Source organism: Brevundimonas sp. NPDC090276 (assembly GCF_044772165.1).
Taxonomy (GTDB): domain Bacteria; phylum Pseudomonadota; class Alphaproteobacteria; order Caulobacterales; family Caulobacteraceae; genus Brevundimonas.
Window position 1 is genome coordinate 662,638 of sequence record NZ_JBIVYK010000003.1, and the last position, 18,486, is coordinate 681,123.

The 18,486-nt window shown below is 67.3% G+C and carries 12 protein-coding genes and 1 tRNA gene; all 13 read right to left on the reverse strand.

Annotation, left to right across the window (positions count from 1 at the left end):
* Nucleotides 1–47: 47 nt before the first annotated feature.
* Nucleotides 48–2,900: a TonB-dependent receptor plug domain-containing protein gene (locus tag ACIQTU_RS15125; protein ID WP_400548924.1), complete on the reverse strand. Its 2,853-nt coding sequence runs from the start codon at nucleotides 2,898–2,900 to the stop codon at nucleotides 48–50.
* A gap of 244 nt (nucleotides 2,901–3,144) precedes the next feature.
* Nucleotides 3,145–4,494 carry a fibronectin type III domain-containing protein gene (locus tag ACIQTU_RS15130; protein ID WP_400548927.1) on the reverse strand — a complete coding sequence of 450 codons (1,350 nt, stop codon included), beginning with the start codon at nucleotides 4,492–4,494 and terminating at the stop codon, nucleotides 3,145–3,147.
* A gap of 14 nt (nucleotides 4,495–4,508) precedes the next feature.
* Nucleotides 4,509–7,658 carry a TonB-dependent receptor gene (locus ACIQTU_RS15135; protein ID WP_400548930.1) on the reverse strand — a complete coding sequence of 1,050 codons (3,150 nt, stop codon included), beginning with the start codon at nucleotides 7,656–7,658 and terminating at the stop codon, nucleotides 4,509–4,511.
* Between the two features lie 97 nt (nucleotides 7,659–7,755).
* On the reverse strand, nucleotides 7,756–8,724 hold the full coding sequence (locus ACIQTU_RS15140; protein ID WP_400548933.1) for a FecR family protein: 969 nt from the start codon (nucleotides 8,722–8,724) through the stop codon (nucleotides 7,756–7,758).
* A complete protein-coding gene (locus tag ACIQTU_RS15145) occupies nucleotides 8,714–9,220 on the reverse strand; it encodes an RNA polymerase sigma factor (protein WP_400548936.1) in 507 nt (168 codons plus the stop codon). The genes ACIQTU_RS15140 and ACIQTU_RS15145 overlap by 11 nt, the downstream gene beginning before the upstream one ends.
* A 249-nt stretch (nucleotides 9,221–9,469) precedes the next feature.
* Nucleotides 9,470–10,159 carry a response regulator gene (locus ACIQTU_RS15150; RefSeq protein WP_400548939.1) on the reverse strand — a complete coding sequence of 230 codons (690 nt, stop codon included), beginning with the start codon at nucleotides 10,157–10,159 and terminating at the stop codon, nucleotides 9,470–9,472.
* Nucleotides 10,160–10,167: 8 nt separating this feature from the next.
* Nucleotides 10,168–12,837: a DUF4118 domain-containing protein gene (locus tag ACIQTU_RS15155; RefSeq protein WP_400548942.1), complete on the reverse strand. Its 2,670-nt coding sequence runs from the start codon at nucleotides 12,835–12,837 to the stop codon at nucleotides 10,168–10,170.
* Entirely contained in the window at nucleotides 12,837–13,421 is a 585-nt protein-coding gene (gene kdpC, locus ACIQTU_RS15160) for a potassium-transporting ATPase subunit KdpC (protein WP_400548944.1), read from the reverse strand. Before kdpC ends, ACIQTU_RS15155 begins: the two co-directional genes overlap by 1 nt.
* A complete protein-coding gene (locus tag ACIQTU_RS15165; RefSeq protein ID WP_400548946.1) occupies nucleotides 13,421–14,164 on the reverse strand; it encodes a TorF family putative porin in 744 nt (247 codons plus the stop codon). Before ACIQTU_RS15165 ends, kdpC begins: the two co-directional genes overlap by 1 nt.
* A 17-nt stretch (nucleotides 14,165–14,181) precedes the next feature.
* The gene (gene kdpB / locus ACIQTU_RS15170) at nucleotides 14,182–16,245 is read right to left on the reverse strand and encodes a potassium-transporting ATPase subunit KdpB (protein ID WP_400548948.1); all 2,064 of its coding nucleotides are present in this window, start codon (nucleotides 16,243–16,245) and stop codon (nucleotides 14,182–14,184) included.
* 12 nt (nucleotides 16,246–16,257) lie between these two features.
* The gene (gene kdpA, locus ACIQTU_RS15175; RefSeq protein ID WP_400548950.1) at nucleotides 16,258–17,970 is read right to left on the reverse strand and encodes a potassium-transporting ATPase subunit KdpA; all 1,713 of its coding nucleotides are present in this window, start codon (nucleotides 17,968–17,970) and stop codon (nucleotides 16,258–16,260) included.
* Nucleotides 17,971–17,986: 16 nt separating this feature from the next.
* Nucleotides 17,987–18,073 (reverse strand): potassium-transporting ATPase subunit F, encoded by an 87-nt coding sequence (locus ACIQTU_RS15180; protein ID WP_400549006.1) that lies wholly within the window; start codon nucleotides 18,071–18,073, stop codon nucleotides 17,987–17,989.
* 318 nt (nucleotides 18,074–18,391) lie between these two features.
* Nucleotides 18,392–18,468, reverse strand: a tRNA-Met gene (locus tag ACIQTU_RS15185).
* Between the last annotated feature and the right edge of the window lie 18 nt (nucleotides 18,469–18,486).

The following is an 18,486-nucleotide window of genomic DNA, read 5'->3' on the forward strand; positions in this document are numbered from 1 at the left end:
CGACCGCCCCCTTCCCTTCGTGACGTCAGACGTCCCTCAGACCTGGATCAGCTCCCGAAACGCCACTTGGCGCCGAGGAAGAAGAACCGACCGATCAGATCGTCCATCCCCAGATTACCCCGGGCCGTGAAGGGGTGATCGCGCGGGCCTTCGTTGAAGACGTTGCGGACACCCGCAGTGAAGCGGACGTTCATCGGCGTATCCACCGCCACCGACAGGTCGTGATACCAGACCGACGGGATGTTGTAGTAGCTGCCGACATCCTCGGCCGGGTTCAGCAGGTCGTTGTTGGTGACGGTCTCGTCCACATAGCGGCTGGACCAGTTCACCTGGACGTCACCCTTGTAGTAGGTGGCGTTGATCATGCCCCGAAGCTTGGGATTGCCCGCCTCCCCGGCATCGTCGAAGGCCGTTTCATCACCCGTCGCCAAATCGCGATCGATGAAGATGTTGTGCTTCAGATAGGAGGCGACGCCCTGCAGGCTGATCCGGCCCAGATCGTCGTCGCGACCCAGCAGGTCGGCGACCTCGGCATGATAGGTGGCCTCGAAATCGACGCCCTCCACCTCGAAGGAAGCGACGTTGATATAGCTGTCGCGCACCTCATACAGGTTGCCGTCCGACCGACGGGTCAGCATGTCGCAGAACTGGTTGGCCATCGTCGGCAGGTCGACGCAGTTGTTGACCGTCTGCTGGGCGCCGATGCGGGAAATGCCGCCGTCCAGCTTGATCTTGTAGTAGTCGGTCGTGAAGGCGAAGCCCGGCAGGAAACGCGGCCGCACCACCGCGCCGACCGTCATGGTGTCGGCCTCTTCGACTCCCAGGTCCGGGTTGCCGGTGCTGAACACCAGGGTGGTCATTCGACGCGTGTTGGGATCCCAGGTCACCGGGTCGAAGCCCAAGGCCAGGCAGTTAGCGCGACGGTTCTCGGTGCCGCTGTCCAGCAGGTTGGGGTCGCAAGGATCGCTCAGCCCCTCGGCACCGCGGCTGCCGGGATTGAACATCTCGCCCAGCGACGGTGCGCGCACCGCCGTCGCCTTGGTCAGGCGGAAGCGAATGTCTGGGATCGGCGCCCAGGAACCGGCCAGCTTCCAGGATTCCACGCTGCCCGCGCGCTCATAGTCGGACAGGCGATAGGCGCCCTCGACCTCGAGCGAATGAACGAAGGGCTTGTCCTTGACCAGGGGCACCAGGACCTCGGCGAAGGCCTCGCGCACCTCGTTGCTCTCCTTGATGGGCGAGAACTGGCTGGCGAAGAAGCCGAGCGCCTTTTCCCACACGTAGGAAGGGGTGAAGTCGATCTCGTCCTTGCGGTATTCGGCGCCCGCCGAAACCTTCACGGCGCCGGCCGGCAACTGGAACAGGTCGCCCGCGATCAGGCCCTGCAGCAGGGTCTGGCTGGTTTCCGTGGTCGAGGTATGATCGGCGCGGATGTAGTCGACGGCCTCGGCCGAGATAGTGCCCTGGCCGAAGATATTGACCGGGACGCAACCTCTCGCCCGCGCCTCGACGCTGCGGCAGACGATGTCGCCCGACAGGGGATCGCGGATGGCGTCCGAGGCCTCGAACCAGCGCCCGTCGATACGGTCGTTCAGGTTGCGGTTGGACGTCTGAGAGTTGCCATATTCGAAGACCGTCGACCACTTCCAGGTGTCGCCGAACTCGCCCTCCAACCCTGTGGCGATGCTGTAGTATTTGCGGTTCATGTCGGTGCCGCGCATGCCGAACTCGTCATGCGAGCGGGCATAGTACATCGAGTTCTCGCCCGCCGCGATCAGGCCGTCGCGCACAGCGGTGGGCATGAAGGGGTTGTCGATCGATACGCTGGTGCTCCAGGAATCGAAGACGGCGCTGATCCGGTCGCGGGCGGTGATGTCGGCGTACATGACTTCGCTGAACACCTTCAGACGGTCATTCAGACGATAGTCGGCCTTGGCGTAGATATTGGTCCGTTCCAGCGGCGCGACCAGGGTGTCGGCGTTCTGGTTGCCGCCCTCATCCGTCGAATAGGAGCCGTCAATCACGCCGCGATCGCCGGCTTTCAGCGGCCGGAAGGTCTGGCTGGCGGAATCGAAGATCACGTCCGTCCAGGTCCCGCCGGGACCGAAGGGCAGATAACCCGTCGGCGTGCCCAGGGCGAAATAGGCGTAACGCAGATCGCGCATAGGAATCCGCGCCGGGACGCCGTCGTTCGGTCCGGTATTGTCCGGGTTGGAGACGAAGCCGTAGCGCGTGCCCAGACCTCGGTCGCCGCGCGTCAGGCCCCCGCTTTCGGTCCGACTGACGTGCAGGACGGCGTTGCCGCGATCATAGTTGACCCCGGTCGTCAGGCCGTAGGTCAGGGTGTCGTACTGGCCGCCTTCGTCCGAGCCGTACTGCAGGTTGGCCTCGAAGCCGTCGAAGTCGTCCTTGAGGATCAGGTTCACCACACCGGCGACCGCGTCGGCGCCATAGACCGCCGAGGTGCCGCCCGTCTGCACCTCGACCCGCTTCACCAGGGCCGCCGGAAGATTGCCGAGGTCAAAGGCCAGGAAGTTGGAATCGTCCGGCGTGCCCGCGCGACGGCGCCCGTCGACCAGGGTCAGGGTGCGGCGAACGCCGAGGTTGCGCAGATTGACCTGGTTCAGGCCGATATTGCCGAAGCTGTAGCTGGTGTTGGCGTTGGACAGACCCGTCGCCACCTGCGGCATCTCATTCAGGATCTCCGCGATATTGGTAATGCCCTTGGCCTCGATCGTCTCCGCGCTCAACGCCATGGTCGGGGTCGGCGCATCCAGTCCGCTGCGCTGCAAGCGCGAGCCGGTAACCACCACCTCGTCCACCTGCGACGCTTCACTTTCCGGCGAAGCTTGTGTCTGGGCGTTGGCCGCCAACGGCGCGGCCAGAGCCCCCAGACTCACCCCCGCAGCCAAAAGCCCCCTGCCCAGCCCATGCCGCGCCCCCCTTCGTCCCGCCACCTGCCTCATGATCATCCCTCCCTCAGGCTTAGTGAAAGGGATACCGTATACAATATACATCACCTGTCCAGCATCGCAGATGGGCATGCAGGACACATTGTTCGTTGATCGCGAGCGGAAGCGACGCCTTCGGCAGGTGGCCTCGCGTCTGGCCCCGAATGAGACCCCCTGGTTGGATGCAGGCGCCCTAGTCGTCGCCAGTCGCCAAAGTCTCCACCCGCGCCACGCCGTCCGCGCCCTTGGTCATGCGGAAGGCGTCCAGTTCGCGGCCCGTCGCGGTGAAGGCGCGATAGGTCACGGCCTCGGGCGAAACCTCCAGGGTCTGGAAGGTCTGGGTCCGCGAGGCCGAGCGCGTGGCCCAGCCCAGGTCGGCCACCGGATACATCTTGGGCCCGGCGACCGAGACGACATAGGTCGAGCCATGGTCGGACGGATGATCCGGACCCGGATTGCCCATCGGTCCCGTGCCGATGGCGCCGCGCGCATAGCCGTGGTCGTGGGCCTGCAACACCAGATCGACGCCGTACTTGTCGATCAGCGGCTTCAGGGCGTCGCGCACCCGGGTGTTGTCGCGATCGGGGTCGATCGAGAACAGCGGGAAGTGCAGGAACAGGGCCGTCCAGCGGTTGGGGTTATTGGCCAGAAGCCCGTCCAGCCACCGCACCATCTCGGCGCGCATGGCCTCGTCGCCGTGGAACAGGGGGGCGTCGACCGAGATCAGGCGAAGCCCCTGATAGTCGACGGTCCAGGCCGTTTCCTTCAGCTTCTCCACGCCCGCCGGGCCGGTCTCCGGCAAGGTGTACTGACGCCGCCACTGCGGATTCAGCACCGGGCCGCGCCCATACTCGTGGTTGCCCGGCGTCGGCATCTGCGGCGTCTGGGCATAGAGGAAGCCGCCGGCGGCGAACCATTCGCCCCATTCGTTGTCGCTGTCGTGCCGGTTGATGAGGTCGCCGGCGTGGATGACGAAGGCGGCGTCCCCGGCCTTGCGGAAGGCCATCCTCATGGTGCGAGACGCCTCGCTGAGGATGTTGTTCTGCATGTCCCCCATGTAGAGGAAGGTGAAGGGCTCAGCCGTCGTCGCCGCCGTGCGGAACTGCAGCCATTCGGACCACCGCTCGCCGTCGCCGACGCGATAGGCATAGACCGTCTGCGGCTTCAGCCCCTTCAGCACCGTCGAATGATAGGCCGCCCGGAACTCGGCCGCCTCGCGCACCGTGATCGTCGCATCGTCGGTGACGGCGGCTGCGCGCACCGCCTGCTGGATGAAGTCCGGGCCGTCCTGGGCCTCGGCGTATTCGACATAGCCGACAGCGCCCGGCGCAGTGCGCCAGGTCACGGCCATCTCATGCGCCGGATCGGCGGTCAGGTTCAGGATGATCCGTTCCGGCTGGGCGGTCGGCGGCGCCACCGGCCGGTCCGAGGCCTGAACCGGCGCGGGCTCGGGTCGCAGCGGACGTTCCGCCGTCTGCGCCATGGTCTGTCCGCCCAGAGCCGCCAGCGCGGCCCCGAGCATCAGGGCGTGGGTCGTTTTCATGCTCCCCTCCCCGATCAGAAGACGTAGGTCAGGCCGACCGAGATCGACCGCCCGTTCTTGATGTAGGCGCGGCTGGAGCTGGTGCTGGCCCCGGCCGTGTACCAGTAGGTGTGGTTGTCGAAGAGGTTCTGGACCTGCAGCGAGGCGGTCGCCCCGTTCCCCAGCTTGCGCCGCACGTTCAGGTCCACGAACTCGTAGTCCTGCTCATAGGGGTTGTTGCCGAAGTCCTGGATGCCCTCGAGGAATTCCGACTGGTAGCTGTAGGCGGCGTAGGCCTCCCAGCCATCGCGCGCCCAGAAGACCTGGACGTTGGCGACCGCTTCGGGCGTCTCCATCAGCGGCAGGGTGTAGCCCTCCGGGTGCCAGGAAATGCCGGTCTCGGCCTCCGACTTCTGCAGCGTCAGGTTCACGCTGGCGCCCAACGCCGACAGCGGGCCGGGCAGCCAGTGGAAGACCTGCTGCGCGCTCATCTCGACGCCATAGACCCGCGCCCACTTGCCGTTGTTGGGCATGGAGACGGTCACGCCGTCCGGGCCGACGTTCACGCCGGCCGTCCCGTCGCGGATGTTCGACGACGAGGAACGGTACAGGAAGTTCTCGATGTCCTTGTAGAACAGGCCCAGCGAATAGGCGCCCGTGTCGCCGTTGTAACGCTCGATCGACAGGTCGTAGTTGACCGCCTTCATCGGCTTCAGGTCCGGGTTGCCCTGCTCGATGGCGACCAGCACCCATTCGCTCTTCGGGTTCACCGTGCCGTCGCCGTCCGGATCGCTGTCGTAGCCATATTCACGCGCCGAGGACATGCGGGCGATATCGGGGCGGGCGAAGCTGGTCCAGATGGCGGCGCGGACCCTGGTCCGGTCGTCCAGGTCATAGTTCAGATGGATCGACGGCAGGACGTTGACGAAGTCGCTCTTGTCCGTGGCGAAGTGCGCGCCCTGAACCTCATCAAGGATATAGGCGTCGATCTCGTTATTGGTGCTCTCGACCCGGACGCCGCCGAGAATCTGCGCCTGTCCAAAGCGGGCCGTGGCCATAAGGTAACCGGCGAAGATGTCCTCCTTGAAGGTGAAGCTGTCTTCGCCGCTCAGTTCGGCGTTGCCCGGATCGGTGGCGAAGCCGTCGAAGAAGTCGCTGTCGCCCGCCATGGCGCGCTGCAGTTCGGCCAGCATGGCCTCGTTGTCGATCACCGTCCCCAGGCGATAGAGGCCAGAATACTCGCCGTCGAACAGGCGCGTCACCTCCTTGCCGTAGAAGCGCGAGAAGTCGGCCAATGTGCCGCTGGCGTCCAGATCCATGAACTCGCCACTATAGGTCGAACGCTTCGAGCTATAGTACTTTCCGCCCGCCTTGACCGCTTCCAGCCAGGTCGAGACCGGACGCCATTCAGCATTGAATTGGCCCTGCCACAGCTCTTCCTGAGCGCCGCCGACCTCGCCGGACAGGCCGCTGAAGCCATACTGGCTGTTGTCGTGGATCGCCGCCATGCCGGCGTCGTTCAGCACCCATTTCGGGAAGCGGCTGTCGCCGAAGTTGGTGACGTTGACGCCCTTGTTGCCCAGCCAGCCGTACTTGTCGCTGCGGAACTCCATCTCATAGCTGTCGTCGGTGTTGTCCTCCGACTTGGCGTAGGAAAGATCATAGTCGAGGGTGAAGTCGCCCAGACGGCTGACGCCGCCGAGGTTGAGCGACATCACCGTGCCCGTCTCGCGCGAGCCCTCCCAGAAGCGACGCAGACGGAAACCCTGCGGGTCCCAGGTCCCCGAGGCGCCGTCCAGGGTATAGTAGGATCGCGTCGAGCGATCGGCGTCGGTGATGCGCCCGTCGCGGTCGCGGTCGACGATCTGGGCTGCTGTGTAGCTGTAGATTCGCCCCAGCTTGACGTCCGTGCCGATCACCGCGTCCTCGGGGCGCAGCAGGCCGGTCATGGTCTTGTCGACCTGGCTCAGGCGAGCCGAGTTCCGGCTCGTGTCGTTGCGGAAGTTCAGCCGGTTGCCGAACTCGTCCTGGGTGTATTCGTTGAACTGACCGCGCAGGTGAAAGTCGTGGTCCGCGCCGCGGTAGTCGAGGCTGGCGTTCAGGCCGTAGCGCTCGACCTCGGTCTCGCCGAAGCCCAGATTCATGCCTCGCATGACGAAGCTGTCGGTGTCCCAGCCCATGGTCTCGCTGTCGGCATACCAGACCGAAGGCTGGTTATCGCCGTCGACGCCGTTCTGCTCGAACTGCGACTTGCGGCGCGACCAGCTGCCGGTGATGAACAGACCCCAGTTGTCGTTGAACTGGCGTCCGAAGGAGCCTGAAACTTCGCCCGACTTCTCGTCGTCGAACTTGTCCAGCATCCCGACCGAAGCCGACAGGACGCCATAGACCGGATCATGGTCGAAGGCGGTCGGGGTGCGGATGTCGATGGTGCCGCCCAGAGCGTCCCCGTCACGGTCCGGCGTCAGGCTCTTGATGACGGTGATCGAGTCGATGCCTTCGGGCGGCAGAAAGCTGAGACGGACGCCGCGATAGAAGTTGTCGCCCGGCGAGCCGGCGCCGCCCATGCGGACGCCGTTCATGGTGTAGTTGTTCAATTCGGTCGACAGACCCCGGATGGTGATGCGGTCGCCCTCGCCCGTGGTGTGGTTGCGCACGGCGTTGACGCCTGGCAGGCGCGACAGGGATTCGGCCACGTTGTTGGCGGGCAGGTCGCCCATGTCGTCGGCGCTGATGACGTCCGAGATGAAGTCGGCCTTGCGTTTGGCGTCCAGCGAGCGGCGCAGGCCCGCCGCATAGCCGACGACCTGCACGTCCTCGACCTCGAAGGCGTCGGGCGAGACAACGCCGACTTCGGCCGACTGACGCACCAGGGTCAGAACCCCGCGCACCTCGCGCGCCTCGACGCCCGATCCCGCGATCATGCGACGCAGGGCTTCGCGCGAGGTCATGGCTCCGGATATCGCGTTGGAGGTCCGGCCCCGCGTCAACGCCGGATCGAAGACGATCTGCAGTCCCGTGTCGCGAGACAGGGTCTGCAGCGCCCGGCCCAGGTCCTGGGCCGGAATAGCGAAGGCGACGCGCGCCTCGGCGCTGGCCGCCTGCCCGGCGCAAGCCGGCGCGGCGACGGACGTCAGAACGGCGACGGCGGCCGCCGTGAGGAGGCCGGTCTTGTGGATACGCATTCGAAAAATCCCCTGCGATCGAACATGATCGTTACGGGGTTAGACGGCGAGCGAAGACGTCCTGACACCTGTCATGAAAACTTGCCCTGAAGGTCGCCTAACCTTCGGAAATCACAAATTGATCCACCCCCTGACGGCTCAGTTTGAAACCATGCATCTGCACCATGGCGGCCAGGGCGTTTTCCGGCTGATCATAGGCGAAACGGCCGCTGACCAAGGCGCGCCCCACCGCAGGATCGGCCAGCCTGACCTTGACCCCGGTGGCTCGCTCCAGATCCTCGACCACGCTGGACAGGCTGGCCTCGTTAAACTCCAGCCACCCCTTGGCCCATGACGGCACGTCCGTCTCGGCTTCCGGCCGGATCAAGCTCGTACGCTCGACCACCCCGCCGGACACCGTCGCCCTTTGACCCGCCTGAACCATCATGGTCATGCCTCGCCCGGATGCGACCTTCACGACCCCTTCGAAGACCACGACCTCGACCGCCTTCCCGTCGCGGGTCTGACGTTGATCGACGTTGAAGCGGGTGCCGACGGCGGTGACGCGCACGCCGTCCACCTCGACAGAGAAGGGGCGGCTCTTGTCCGGCGCGACCTCGAAGAAGCCCTCGCCCTTCAGACGCAGAATTCGTTCATGCGCGCCGAGGTCCACCCGCACCTGGCTTTGCCCGTTCAGCCGCACCGCCGATCCATCCGCCAGGGCGATGGGCTCGGGCGCGCCGCGCGTCCCCACGATCAGGTCGCCGCGCGGCAGCAGATCGCCCCCGATCAGCGCCACTGCGCCAACCCCCGCCGCCAGGCCGACGCCGGCGATCGCCCAGCGCGGCCACGAAGGCCGCCGTCGCGCCGCCGGCCGCGCTCGCGCCACCCTCTGCGTCGCCCAGATCACAGCGGCGTCGTCGATCAGCGCTTCGTGCCGTCGCAGCAGCTTCGCGCGATCAGGGCGTCCCTCCAGCCATTGCGCCAGCGCCGCCTGCTGCTGCGGCGACCATGCCGCATCGCGCCGGGCGTCGGCCCACAGCGCGGCCTCACGGTCATCCTTCGGGTTCACAAATCTAGTCGACATGGCGGCCCTCCGCCGTCCGACGCAGCGCCTGGGCGGCGCGGCTATAATGTTTCTGCACAGCCTCGATCGACAGCTTCAGATCGCGCGCGATGGTCTCGTAGGATTCCTCGCCCGCGCGCCGTCGCACGAAGACCTCGCGCCGCAACGGCGGCATGGCCTCCAGCGCTCTCTGGCATAGCTTCAGCCGCTCGCTCATGTCCAGCGCCTCGAGCGGCGTCGCCCCGCTGTCGATGGCAAGATCAGCTTCTTCCAGGTCATCGATCGGCAGGTTGGCGGCGCGTCGACCGCGATCGACCAGAATGTTGCGCGCCGCGCGCATGGCGTAGGACAGGGGATCAGTGATCAGGGTCTCGCGCGCCCGCGACAGGACGCGCAGGATCGCCTCCTGCGCCACGTCCTCGGCGTCGCTCGTCGCCAGTCGTCGCCGAACATAGGCCAGCAAGACGCGGTTCTGCGCGGCCAGCGTTCGCCCGACATCCTGTTCATGACTGATCACACGCGCCGCCCCCTGACGGAGCGTGGCTATAGGGACCGCCCATGACAGCCAAGATGAGGTTCGGCGTCAGTTTAAAGACGCCACCGCCTTCATGCAGGCTGATGCGCGATCTTTAGGACAACGACCTTGGCGCCTGGTTGCGCGCTCGTGCAGCGTGACACGACGCGACAGGCCGTCGTCCTCGGCCTCGGTCGCGTCGACGCAGACACAGCTGTCGCTCGCTACAGGCTCGGTCCGGTCTCGCCAGGATCAACTCGCCAGCCGGTACCCCACGCCGGGCTCCGTCAGGATCAGAAGCGGCTGGGCCGGGTCGGCCTCAAGCTTCTGGCGCAGTTGTCCGATGACCACGCGCAGATACTGGGTGTCGTCGGCATGGGCCTTGCCCCAGACGGCGGTCAGCAGATCGCGATGGCCGACCACCTTGCCCGCGTTGCGCGCCAGATGGGCCAGGACGTCGTATTCCTTAGGCGTGACGCGCACGGCGGCGCCCACGCGGGTGATCAGGCGGCGCTCCAGATCGATGACCACGTCGCCCGCTGTCAGCGGCCCCTGCATCTCGGCGCGCAGGGCGGCCTGTCGCAGATTGGCGCGCACGCGGGCCAGCAGTTCGCCGACGCCGAAGGGCTTTTCGACATAGTCGTTGGCGCCCAGGTCCAGGGCCGCGATCTTCTCGGCCTCCTTGTCGCGCGCCGACAGGATGATGATGGGGCCGGCATAGAACTCACGCGCGCGGGCCAGCACGTCCTTGCCGTCCATGTCGGGCAGGCCGAGGTCCAGAACCACCGCGTCGGGGCTCCACAGGGCGATGCCGCGCAGGCCTTCCTGCCCGCTGTCGGCGCGGCGCGGCTCATAGCCGGCGGCGTCCAGCGCCGGGGACAAGAAGCGGTGGATCTGGGGCTCGTCGTCGATGACGAGAATCTGGGGACGGACAGAGGCCATGAGGAAGTCTAGAGCAGGCTCGGGTGGGTGACGACGGCCTTGGGCAGGCTGATCAGGATGCGGGTGCCTTTCCCATCCTGAATAGGACTGGCGGCAGCGATGCGGCCGTTCATGGCCTCGACGAAACCCTTGGCGATGGCCAGGCCGAGCCCAGCCCCCTTGGTGCGGTCCGACGGCTCCTCCATGCGGCGGAACTTGTCGAAGACCCATTCCAGCTCGGCGGTCGGGATGCCCTTGCCCTCGTCCTCGATGGAGATGACCACCGCGCCCCGATCCTCATAGGCGGCCAGTTCGACGGTCGAGCCGTCAGGGCTGTAGGCGATGGCGTTTTCCAGAATGTTCACGAGCGCCTGTTCCAGCAGCCCCTGATCGACCATGACCAGACTGAGCTGGGCCGGGAAGTCACGGGTCATCCTGCGCCCGCCCAGACGCCGCGCCACGCGCTTGCCCGCCGCGTTCAGCACGTCGCGCACATCGACCCAGTCGGTGCGGATATTCAGGCCGCCGCCCTCCAGCCGAGTCATGTCCAGCAGGTCGCCGACGTAGCGGCTCAGGCGCTCAGCCTCCTCGCGGATCGACAGCAGCAGGTCGGCGCGGACGGCGGGCTTCAGCTTGTCGCCGAGATCAATCAGCGTGGTCGAGGCGCCCAGGACGGTGGACAGCGGCGTCCTTAGGTCATGGCTGACCGAGTTCATCAGCGCGCCTCTGAAACGATCCGTGCGGCGCAGGGTCTCGGTCTCGACCGCCTGGCCGGCCAGATCGGCGCGCTCGACGGCCACCGCGCCCTGATCCAGCAGGGCGAGCGCCAGCTTTTCCTCGTCCGAGCCGGGCGACAGGGCCGCAGCCTCGATCCCCGCCACGCCCGCCCGGCCGCGCACGCCCTGCAGGGGACGGAAGGTCCAGCGCGCCTGCGGCAGGGTGCCGGTGCCCTGGCCGGCCGGTTCGCCCTTCTCCCAGGCCCAGCGCGCGGCGGCCATGGCCTCGGCGCCCAGTTCGGGCCTGCCCGGCGCCCCGGCGATCAGGGTCAGTTCGTCCTCGACCGGCAGCAGAACCACGGCCCCCGCCCCGGCCGCCGCCGCCGTCTGTTCGGCCAGAATCCGCGCCGCCGTCGCCCGGTCGCCCACCCCGGTCAAACGCTGGCTGGCGGCCAGCAGAGCCGAGACCGCCGAGGCGCGCCGCTGCGCCGCCCGCGCCTGCTCGCGCACCCGCCCCGCCAGCACCCCGGTCGTCAGGGCCACGGCCCAGAAGACGGAGAGGGTCAGAAGGTCGGTCGGCGAGCCGATAGCGAAGCTGAACTTCGGCTGCAGGAACAGAAAGTTGTAGGTCAGGAAGGCAAGCGTCGCCGCCGCCAGGGCCGGGCGCAGACCGTACAGCACCCCCGCCGCCAGGACCGCCGACAGATAGATGACGCCCAGATCAACCCGCTCGAACGTCCGGTCCAGCAGCAGGGCCAGGCCGGTGGCGGCGACCACGCAGGCCGCGCCGACGGCATAACCGCGCCAGCCGCCGGTCAGATTCACGCGCGGTTCGCGCAGCGTCTTTTCTTCCAGATCGGCACCGTCGGTGATGACGTGGACGGCGACGCCGCGAGCCTGACGCAGCAGTTCGGCCGCCAGCGACCGGCCCAGCCATTCAGAGATGCGGCTGTCGCGGCCCTTGGCCAGAACGATCTGGGTGACGTTGTTCTGATGGGCGTGGTCCATGACGGCGCGCACTACGTCGTCGCCGCTGAGGACCACGGTGCGCCCGCCCAGCTGCTCGGCCAACTTCAGCGCGTCCGACAGCTTGCCCGCCGAGCCGACGCCGTGCCGCGCGCCTGAGGGCCGGTCGACGTGAGCCACGGTCCAGGGCGCGTCCATCATCATGTCCGACAGCCGCCGCCCCGCGCGAACCAGAGGCCCGGCCAGGGCGTCGCCCGCGACCAGCACCAGAATCCGCTCGCCCGCCGCCCACGGGCCCTGCATCCCCTGCTCGCGCAGGCGGGCGACCAGTTGGTCGTCCACGCGCTGAGCCGCGCGGCGCAGGGCCAGTTCGCGCAACGCCGTCAGGTTCTCGACCTTGAAGAAGTTGTCCGAAGCCAGTCGCGCCGTCTCGGGCACGTAGACCTTGCCCTCGGCCAGACGCTTGCGCAGTTCCTCGGGGGTGATGTCCACCACCTCGATGTCGTCGGCGCGCGACAGGGCGCTGTCGGGCACGCTTTCACGTTGTCTGACGCCGGTGATGCGCAGCACCACGTCCGACAGGCTCTCCAGATGCTGGACGTTCAGGGTGGTCCAGACGTCGATCCCGGCGTCGAGGATCTCTTCCACGTCCTGCCAGCGCTTGGGATGGCGCGATCCGGGGGCGTTGGAGTGGGCGTATTCGTCGACCAGCAGCAGGCCCGGACGGCGCGCCACGGCGCCGTCGATGTCGAACTCCAGCAGGGTTCGGTCGCGATAGGCAATGGGGTTGCGGGGCATGACCTCGAGCCCGCGCAGCAGGCTCATGGTCTCCTTGCGGCCATGGGCCTCGACCACGCCGACGACCACATCGTCGCCCTCGGCTTTGCGGCGGCGGGCGGCGCGCAGCATCTCATAGGTCTTGCCGACGCCGGGCGACATGCCCAGAAAAACCTTCAGCCGCCCACGCTTGCGCGGGGCGGCCGGGGCCTTGTCCGTCGGGATGACAGGCGCCGCCATCAGCCCTCCGCGGGACGTGGAAAGCGGGCTTCCAGCGCCATATTGGTCAGCAGCACATTGACGCGCGGCTGGCCCAGCACGCCGAACGTGCGGCCTTCGACCTGCTGTCGGATCACCTCGCGCACCTGCGCCTCCCCTACCCCGCGCGCGCTGGCGATGCGGGCGACCTGAAGCTCAGCGTAGGCCGGAGAGATATGCGGGTCGAGGCCCGAGGCCGAGGTCGTCACGGCGTCGGCGGGAATGACCGCCGCTCCCGTTTCAGCCCGCAGCGCGTCTGCGTCGGTCTTGACCCGAGCGATCAGGTCCGGGTTCAGCGGGCCGAGGTTGGAGCCGGACGACGCCGAAGCGTCATAGCCGTCGCCCGCCGCCGAAGGGCGCGGGTGCAGATAGCCGGGTTGGCTGAACGACTGGCCGATCAGGGCAGAGCCGACGACCTTGCCCGCCTTGTCGCGGACCAGGCTGCCGTCGGCCTGGTCATGGAAAGCAGCCTGCGCCACGCCGGTCACCGCGAACGGATAGGCGACGCCCAGAACGCCGGTGAACAGGGCGATCATCACGACCGCCGGACGGATGTGGTTCAACATCAGAACGTCGCCTTCAGGCTGGCTGCGACGCGACCGTCATAGGCGGCGCCGAAGTCGTGTTCGTCAGTGTCGAAATAGCGGACGTCCAGCGCCAGATGGTCCGTCAGCTGGTACGCCGCGCCCAGGTTCCAGGTGGTGTAGTCGAAGTCGGACGACACCCACTGACGCCCCACCGCCGCCGATAGGGTCCACTTGTCCGCTGGGCTGATCGCGCCGTTGATCTCGGCATAGGTCGCCTCGTCCTCGGACGCGCCGAAGAAGTCGGGCGACCAGTAGAGCGCCGCGCCGAGGTTGGCCGGGCCGACGGCGCGCGAGGTCGCGGCTTTCAGCTCAACGTAGTCGTAATCAGCGCCGTCCGGCTGACCGGCGTAGAAATAGCTGACCACGCCGAAGTCCCAGTTATTGCCGGCGAACTCGGGTCGAACCCCGGCGTAGAGATCGATCTCGGCGTCAGTGTCGGCGTCTCCGGCGAAGGAGACGTTGCCGGCCCAGGCCCCGGCGTAGAACAGCCCCTCGGTCACATCGACGCCAGCGGAGACGGCCGGATCGCTCTCGGTCTGGCTGACGCCGCGGAAGACATAGTCGGTGCCGATGGCGGCGTTGAAGGCGACGTCGGGGCCGGTGTTTTCCTCGGCCTTGGCCGGGGTGCTGCACAGGCCAAGCGCGATGATGGCGACCAGATAGGCCCCGCCGAACAGGGCGTCATTCGCGCCTGAAGCTTTGGTGGTGTTGCGTTTACGCATGGTGGTTTCCTTGCGCCTCAGGCCAGGCCGAGAGCGGAGATGACGATGTCGATGAGCTTGATGCCGACGAAGGGGGCGATCAGACCGCCAACGCCGTAGATCAGCAGGTTGCGGCCCAGCAGCTTGCCGGCCCCCACGGCGCGGTACTTCACGCCGCGCAGGGCCAGCGGGATCAGGGCGATGATGACCAGGGCGTTGAAGATGACCGCCGACAGGATGGCGCTTTCCGGGCTGGACAGCTTCATCAGGTTCAGCGCCGCCAGCGACGGTAAGCCGACCACGAACATCGCCGGGATGATGGCGAAATACTTGGCCACGTCGTTGGCGATCGAGAAGGTGGTCAGGGCGCCGCGCGTGATCAGCAGTTGCTTGCCGACCTCGACGATCTCGATGACCTTGGTCGGGTCTGAGTCCAGATCGACCATGTTGCCGGCCTCGCGGGCGGCCTGGGCGCCGGTCTGCATGGCCACGCCGACGTCAGCCTGAGCCAGAGCGGGCGCGTCATTGGCCCCGTCGCCGCACATGGCGACCAGACGGCCCTTGGCCTGTTCGGCCTTGATCAGGCGCATCTTGTCCTCGGGCGTGGCCTCGGCCAGGAAGTCGTCGACCCCGGCCTCGGATGCGATAGCCGCCGCCGTCACCGGGTTGTCGCCGGTGATCATGACAGTGCGCAGACCCATGCGGCGCAGGTCGGCGAAGCGCGCCTTGACCCCCGGCTTGACCACGTCTTTCAGGTGGATGACCCCGACCAGGGCGTCGTTCTCGGTCACGGCCAGAGGCGTGCCGCCCGAGCGGGCGATGCGGTCCACGGCAGCGCGGAACTCGGCGGGCGCGGCGGCCTCGTCCACGACCAAGGATTTCAGCACGGCGTCCACCGCCCCCTTGCGCCACGACTGGCCGTCGGCTTCGAGGCCCGACTGGCGGGTCACGGCGCTGAACGGGATGGTCCTGGCGCCGAAAGGCAGGTCGCCCGTCACCCCGGCGTTGCGGCCCAGCTCGATGATGGAGCGGCCTTCCGGCGTCTCATCGGCCAGCGAGGCCATGACCGCCGCCCGCATCGCCGCCTCGGGACGCACGCCCGGAACGGTGATGACCTCGACAGCCATGCGGTTGCCGAAGGTGATGGTGCCGGTCTTGTCGAGCAGCAGGGTGTCGACGTCGCCTGCCGCCTCCACCGCACGGCCCGAGGTCGCCAGCACATTCACTTTCAGCAACCGGTCCATGCCGGCGATGCCGACGGCGGACAGCAGGCCCCCGATGGTCGTGGGGATCAGAGTGATGAAGAGCGCGCCCAGAACGATGGGATCCAGTTGGATGCCCGAATAGGCGCCCAGGCCCAGCAAGGCCGCGACCGCGATCAGGAAGATCAGGGTCAGGCCGGCCAGCAGGACCGACAGAGCCAGTTCGTTCGGCGTCTTGCGACGGTCCGCACCCTCGACCATGGCGATCATACGATCGAGGAAGGTAGCGCCGGGGGCCGAGGTGATGCGCACCTTGATCCAGTCAGAGACGACCGTGGTGCCGCCGGTGACGGCCGAGCGGTCGCCGCCGCTTTCGCGGATGACGGGGGCGCTTTCGCCGGTGATGGCGGCCTCGTTGACCGAGGCGACGCCTTCGATGATCTCGCCGTCCGAGGGGATGACGTCGCCGGCCTCGACCAGGACGACGGAGCCGATCTCCAGCTCCCCCGCCGGGGTCGGGACAACCGTTCCGGTTTTCGGATCGACGATCAGCTTGGCCTTGGTGGTGACGCGGGTGGCGCGAAGGCTGTCCGCCGCCGCCTTGCCGCGTCCTTCGGCGATGCTTTCGGCGACATTGGCGAAGAGGACCGTGGCCCACAGCCACAGGGCCAGCTGGATGGCGAAGCCCGCCGCCTGGCCGCTGGCTGCCGCCACGACCGCCGAAGCGGTCGCCAGCAGGGCGACAATCCAGGTGGCGAAGATCACCGGGTTCCTGAGAAGCTTGGTCGGGTTCAGCTTGACGACGGCGTCGCCGAGCGCCCGGCCGAGCATGGCCCCGGTCAGTCCGCCCGCGACGGGCGAAGACCGGGAGCTCGTGGAATCGAGCGTGACTTGAGTCATGGGATTATCCGATCAGAACCGGGCCACGACCTGGAGCATGTCGAAATGCTCCACGATCGGACCCAGCGAGAGGGCGGGGAAGAACTGCAGGCCGCCGAGGATCAGGATCACCCCGATCAGCAGGCCGATGAACAGCGGACCATGCGTTGGCAGGGTCCCGGTCGAGGGCGCCAGCCGGGGCTTGGCGACCAGAGCCCCTGCGACGGCCAGAACCGCGACAGCCGGCACGAACCGGCCCAGCAGCATGGCCAGACCCAGGGTGGTGTTCCACCAGGGGGCGTTGGCGGTCAGGCCGGCAAAGGCCGAACCGTTGTTCCCGGTCGCCGAGGTATAGGCATAGAGGACCTCGGACAGGCCATGCGGCCCCTTGTTCAGCAGACCGGCCAGGGCTTCGGGCAGGACGGCGGCTATGGCCGAGAAGCCCAGCACCGACAGGGGCACGACCAGGACCGCCAGCATGGCGAACTGGATCTCGCGCGCCTCGATCTTCTTGCCCAGATATTCCGGCGTGCGACCGACCATCAGGCCCGCCACGAAGACCGACAGCATGGCCATCAGGACCATGACGGCGACGCCCGACCCGATCCCGCCGGGCAGGATCTCGCCCAGCTGCATCAGGAACATGGTCACAGCCCCGCCCAGCGGCATGTAGCTGGCGTGCATGGAGTTGACCGAGCCGTTCGAGGCGCCCGTCGTCTGGGCCGCCCAGGCGACCGAGGACGGCACGCCGAAGCGGACTTCCTTGCCTTCCATATTGCCGACCGACGTATCGACGCCGGCGGCGATGGCGGCCGGCGCCGGCTGGCTTTCGATGACGTAGAGCGCCGAGGCCGCAGCCCCCAGCAGGATCACCGCCGCCACCACCAGGGCGCGCACGTCCTTCCTGGCCAGAACGCTGCGACCGAAGGCGAAGAAGGCCGCCCAGCCCAGGACGTTGATGCTGATCGCCGTGATCAGATTGGTCAGGGGCGTGGGGTTTTCCAGCGGGTGGGCCGAGTTGACGTTGAACACGCCGCCGCCGTTGATGCCCAGTTGCTTGATGGCCAGCTGGCTGGCGGTCGGGAACAGGCTGATGGTCTGCTGACCGCCTTCTAGCGTCGTCGCATGGGCCGAGGCCGCCAGCGACTGAACCACGCCCAGCCCGGCCAGAGCCACGGCCACGATGAAGGCGATGGGCAGCAGGACATAGAGGCTGGTGCGCGTCAGATCGGCCCAGAAGTTGCCGACGCCCTCGCCGCGATTGGCGATAAAGGCTCGCGCCAGCGCCGCCGCGATGGTCGCGCCGGTGGCCGCCGAGACGAAGTTCTGCACCGTCAGGCCGACCATCTGGGTGAAGGTCGAGACGGTGGTTTCGCCGCCATAGCTCTGCCAGTTGGTGTTGGTGACGAAGCTGACGGCGGTGTTGAAGGCCAGGTGCGGGCTGACGCCGTCAAACCCCTGCGGGTTCATCGGCAGGACGCCCTGCAGACGCAGCAGGCCATACAGCAGCAGAAAGCCCGCCAGGTTGAAGGCCAGCAGGGCGCCGGCGTAACCCAGCCAGCCCTGGCTGCGGCTCGGGTCGACCCCGGCGGCGCGATAAAACAGGCCCTCGACCGGCTTCAGCACCGGGTCCAGCCAGGTCCGCTCGCCGTTCCAGACGCGCGACATATAGACCCCGATCGGCCAGCCGAGCATGACGGCCAGGCCGAGGGTCAGGGCGATTTCCGCCCATCCTTGAATATTCATCTTGAGGCGGCTCCGCTCAGAACCGCTCGGGGCGCAGCAGGGCCGCGACCATGTAGCCGGCGATGACCAGGGCGCCGACGCCCCACAGGACGTTCAGCACCATGTCACAACCTCTTCAACGCAACGGCGAGGGCTGCGAAAGCCAGGAAGGCCCCGCAGCCGATCGCCAGAAAGATCACATCGGCCATGCCGAAAGCCTCCAACTCTTGAGAGCCGGAAGAGACGCTTTTTGGGCGTAAGGGGGCCATTCGGAAAGCGAGGCTGGGCATAAGGCGCGCATAAGAGCGCTGGGCAACAGTCCTGCAGGACAGCCCTGGATGTGGCTTCGGCGGCGTCGGGCCTGGGTTCCGCAGAGGGCGGCGGCTTGTTGTGGCTGGACAGCAAAAAGCCCCGCGGTTGGGTGCGGGGCTTTTAGAATGCTTGGGTGCGGGAGCAGGATTTGAACCTGCGACCTTCAGGTTATGAGCCTGACGAGCTACCGGGCTGCTCCATCCCGCGGCAAGGCGGAGAGTGAGG

Bases quoted from the DNA above. Each gene is read 5' to 3' on its own strand.
- ACIQTU_RS15140 (WP_400548933.1), bottom strand. From the start codon at position 8,724: ATGTCGACTAGATTTGTGAACCCGAAGGATGACCGTGAGGCCGCGCTG.
- ACIQTU_RS15165 (WP_400548946.1), bottom strand. From the start codon at position 14,164: ATGCGTAAACGCAACACCACCAAAGCTTCAGGCGCGAATGACGCCCTG.
- ACIQTU_RS15150 (WP_400548939.1), bottom strand. From the start codon at position 10,159: ATGGCCTCTGTCCGTCCCCAGATTCTCGTCATCGACGACGAGCCCCAG.
- kdpB (WP_400548948.1), bottom strand. From the start codon at position 16,245: ATGACTCAAGTCACGCTCGATTCCACGAGCTCCCGGTCTTCGCCCGTC.
- ACIQTU_RS15135 (WP_400548930.1), bottom strand. From the start codon at position 7,658: ATGCGTATCCACAAGACCGGCCTCCTCACGGCGGCCGCCGTCGCCGTT.
- ACIQTU_RS15130 (WP_400548927.1), bottom strand. From the start codon at position 4,494: ATGAAAACGACCCACGCCCTGATGCTCGGGGCCGCGCTGGCGGCTCTG.
- kdpA (WP_400548950.1), bottom strand. From the start codon at position 17,970: ATGAATATTCAAGGATGGGCGGAAATCGCCCTGACCCTCGGCCTGGCC.
- ACIQTU_RS15180 (WP_400549006.1), bottom strand. From the start codon at position 18,073: ATGGTGCTGAACGTCCTGTGGGGCGTCGGCGCCCTGGTCATCGCCGGC.
- kdpC (WP_400548944.1), bottom strand. From the start codon at position 13,421: ATGTTGAACCACATCCGTCCGGCGGTCGTGATGATCGCCCTGTTCACC.
- ACIQTU_RS15155 (WP_400548942.1), bottom strand. From the start codon at position 12,837: ATGGCGGCGCCTGTCATCCCGACGGACAAGGCCCCGGCCGCCCCGCGC.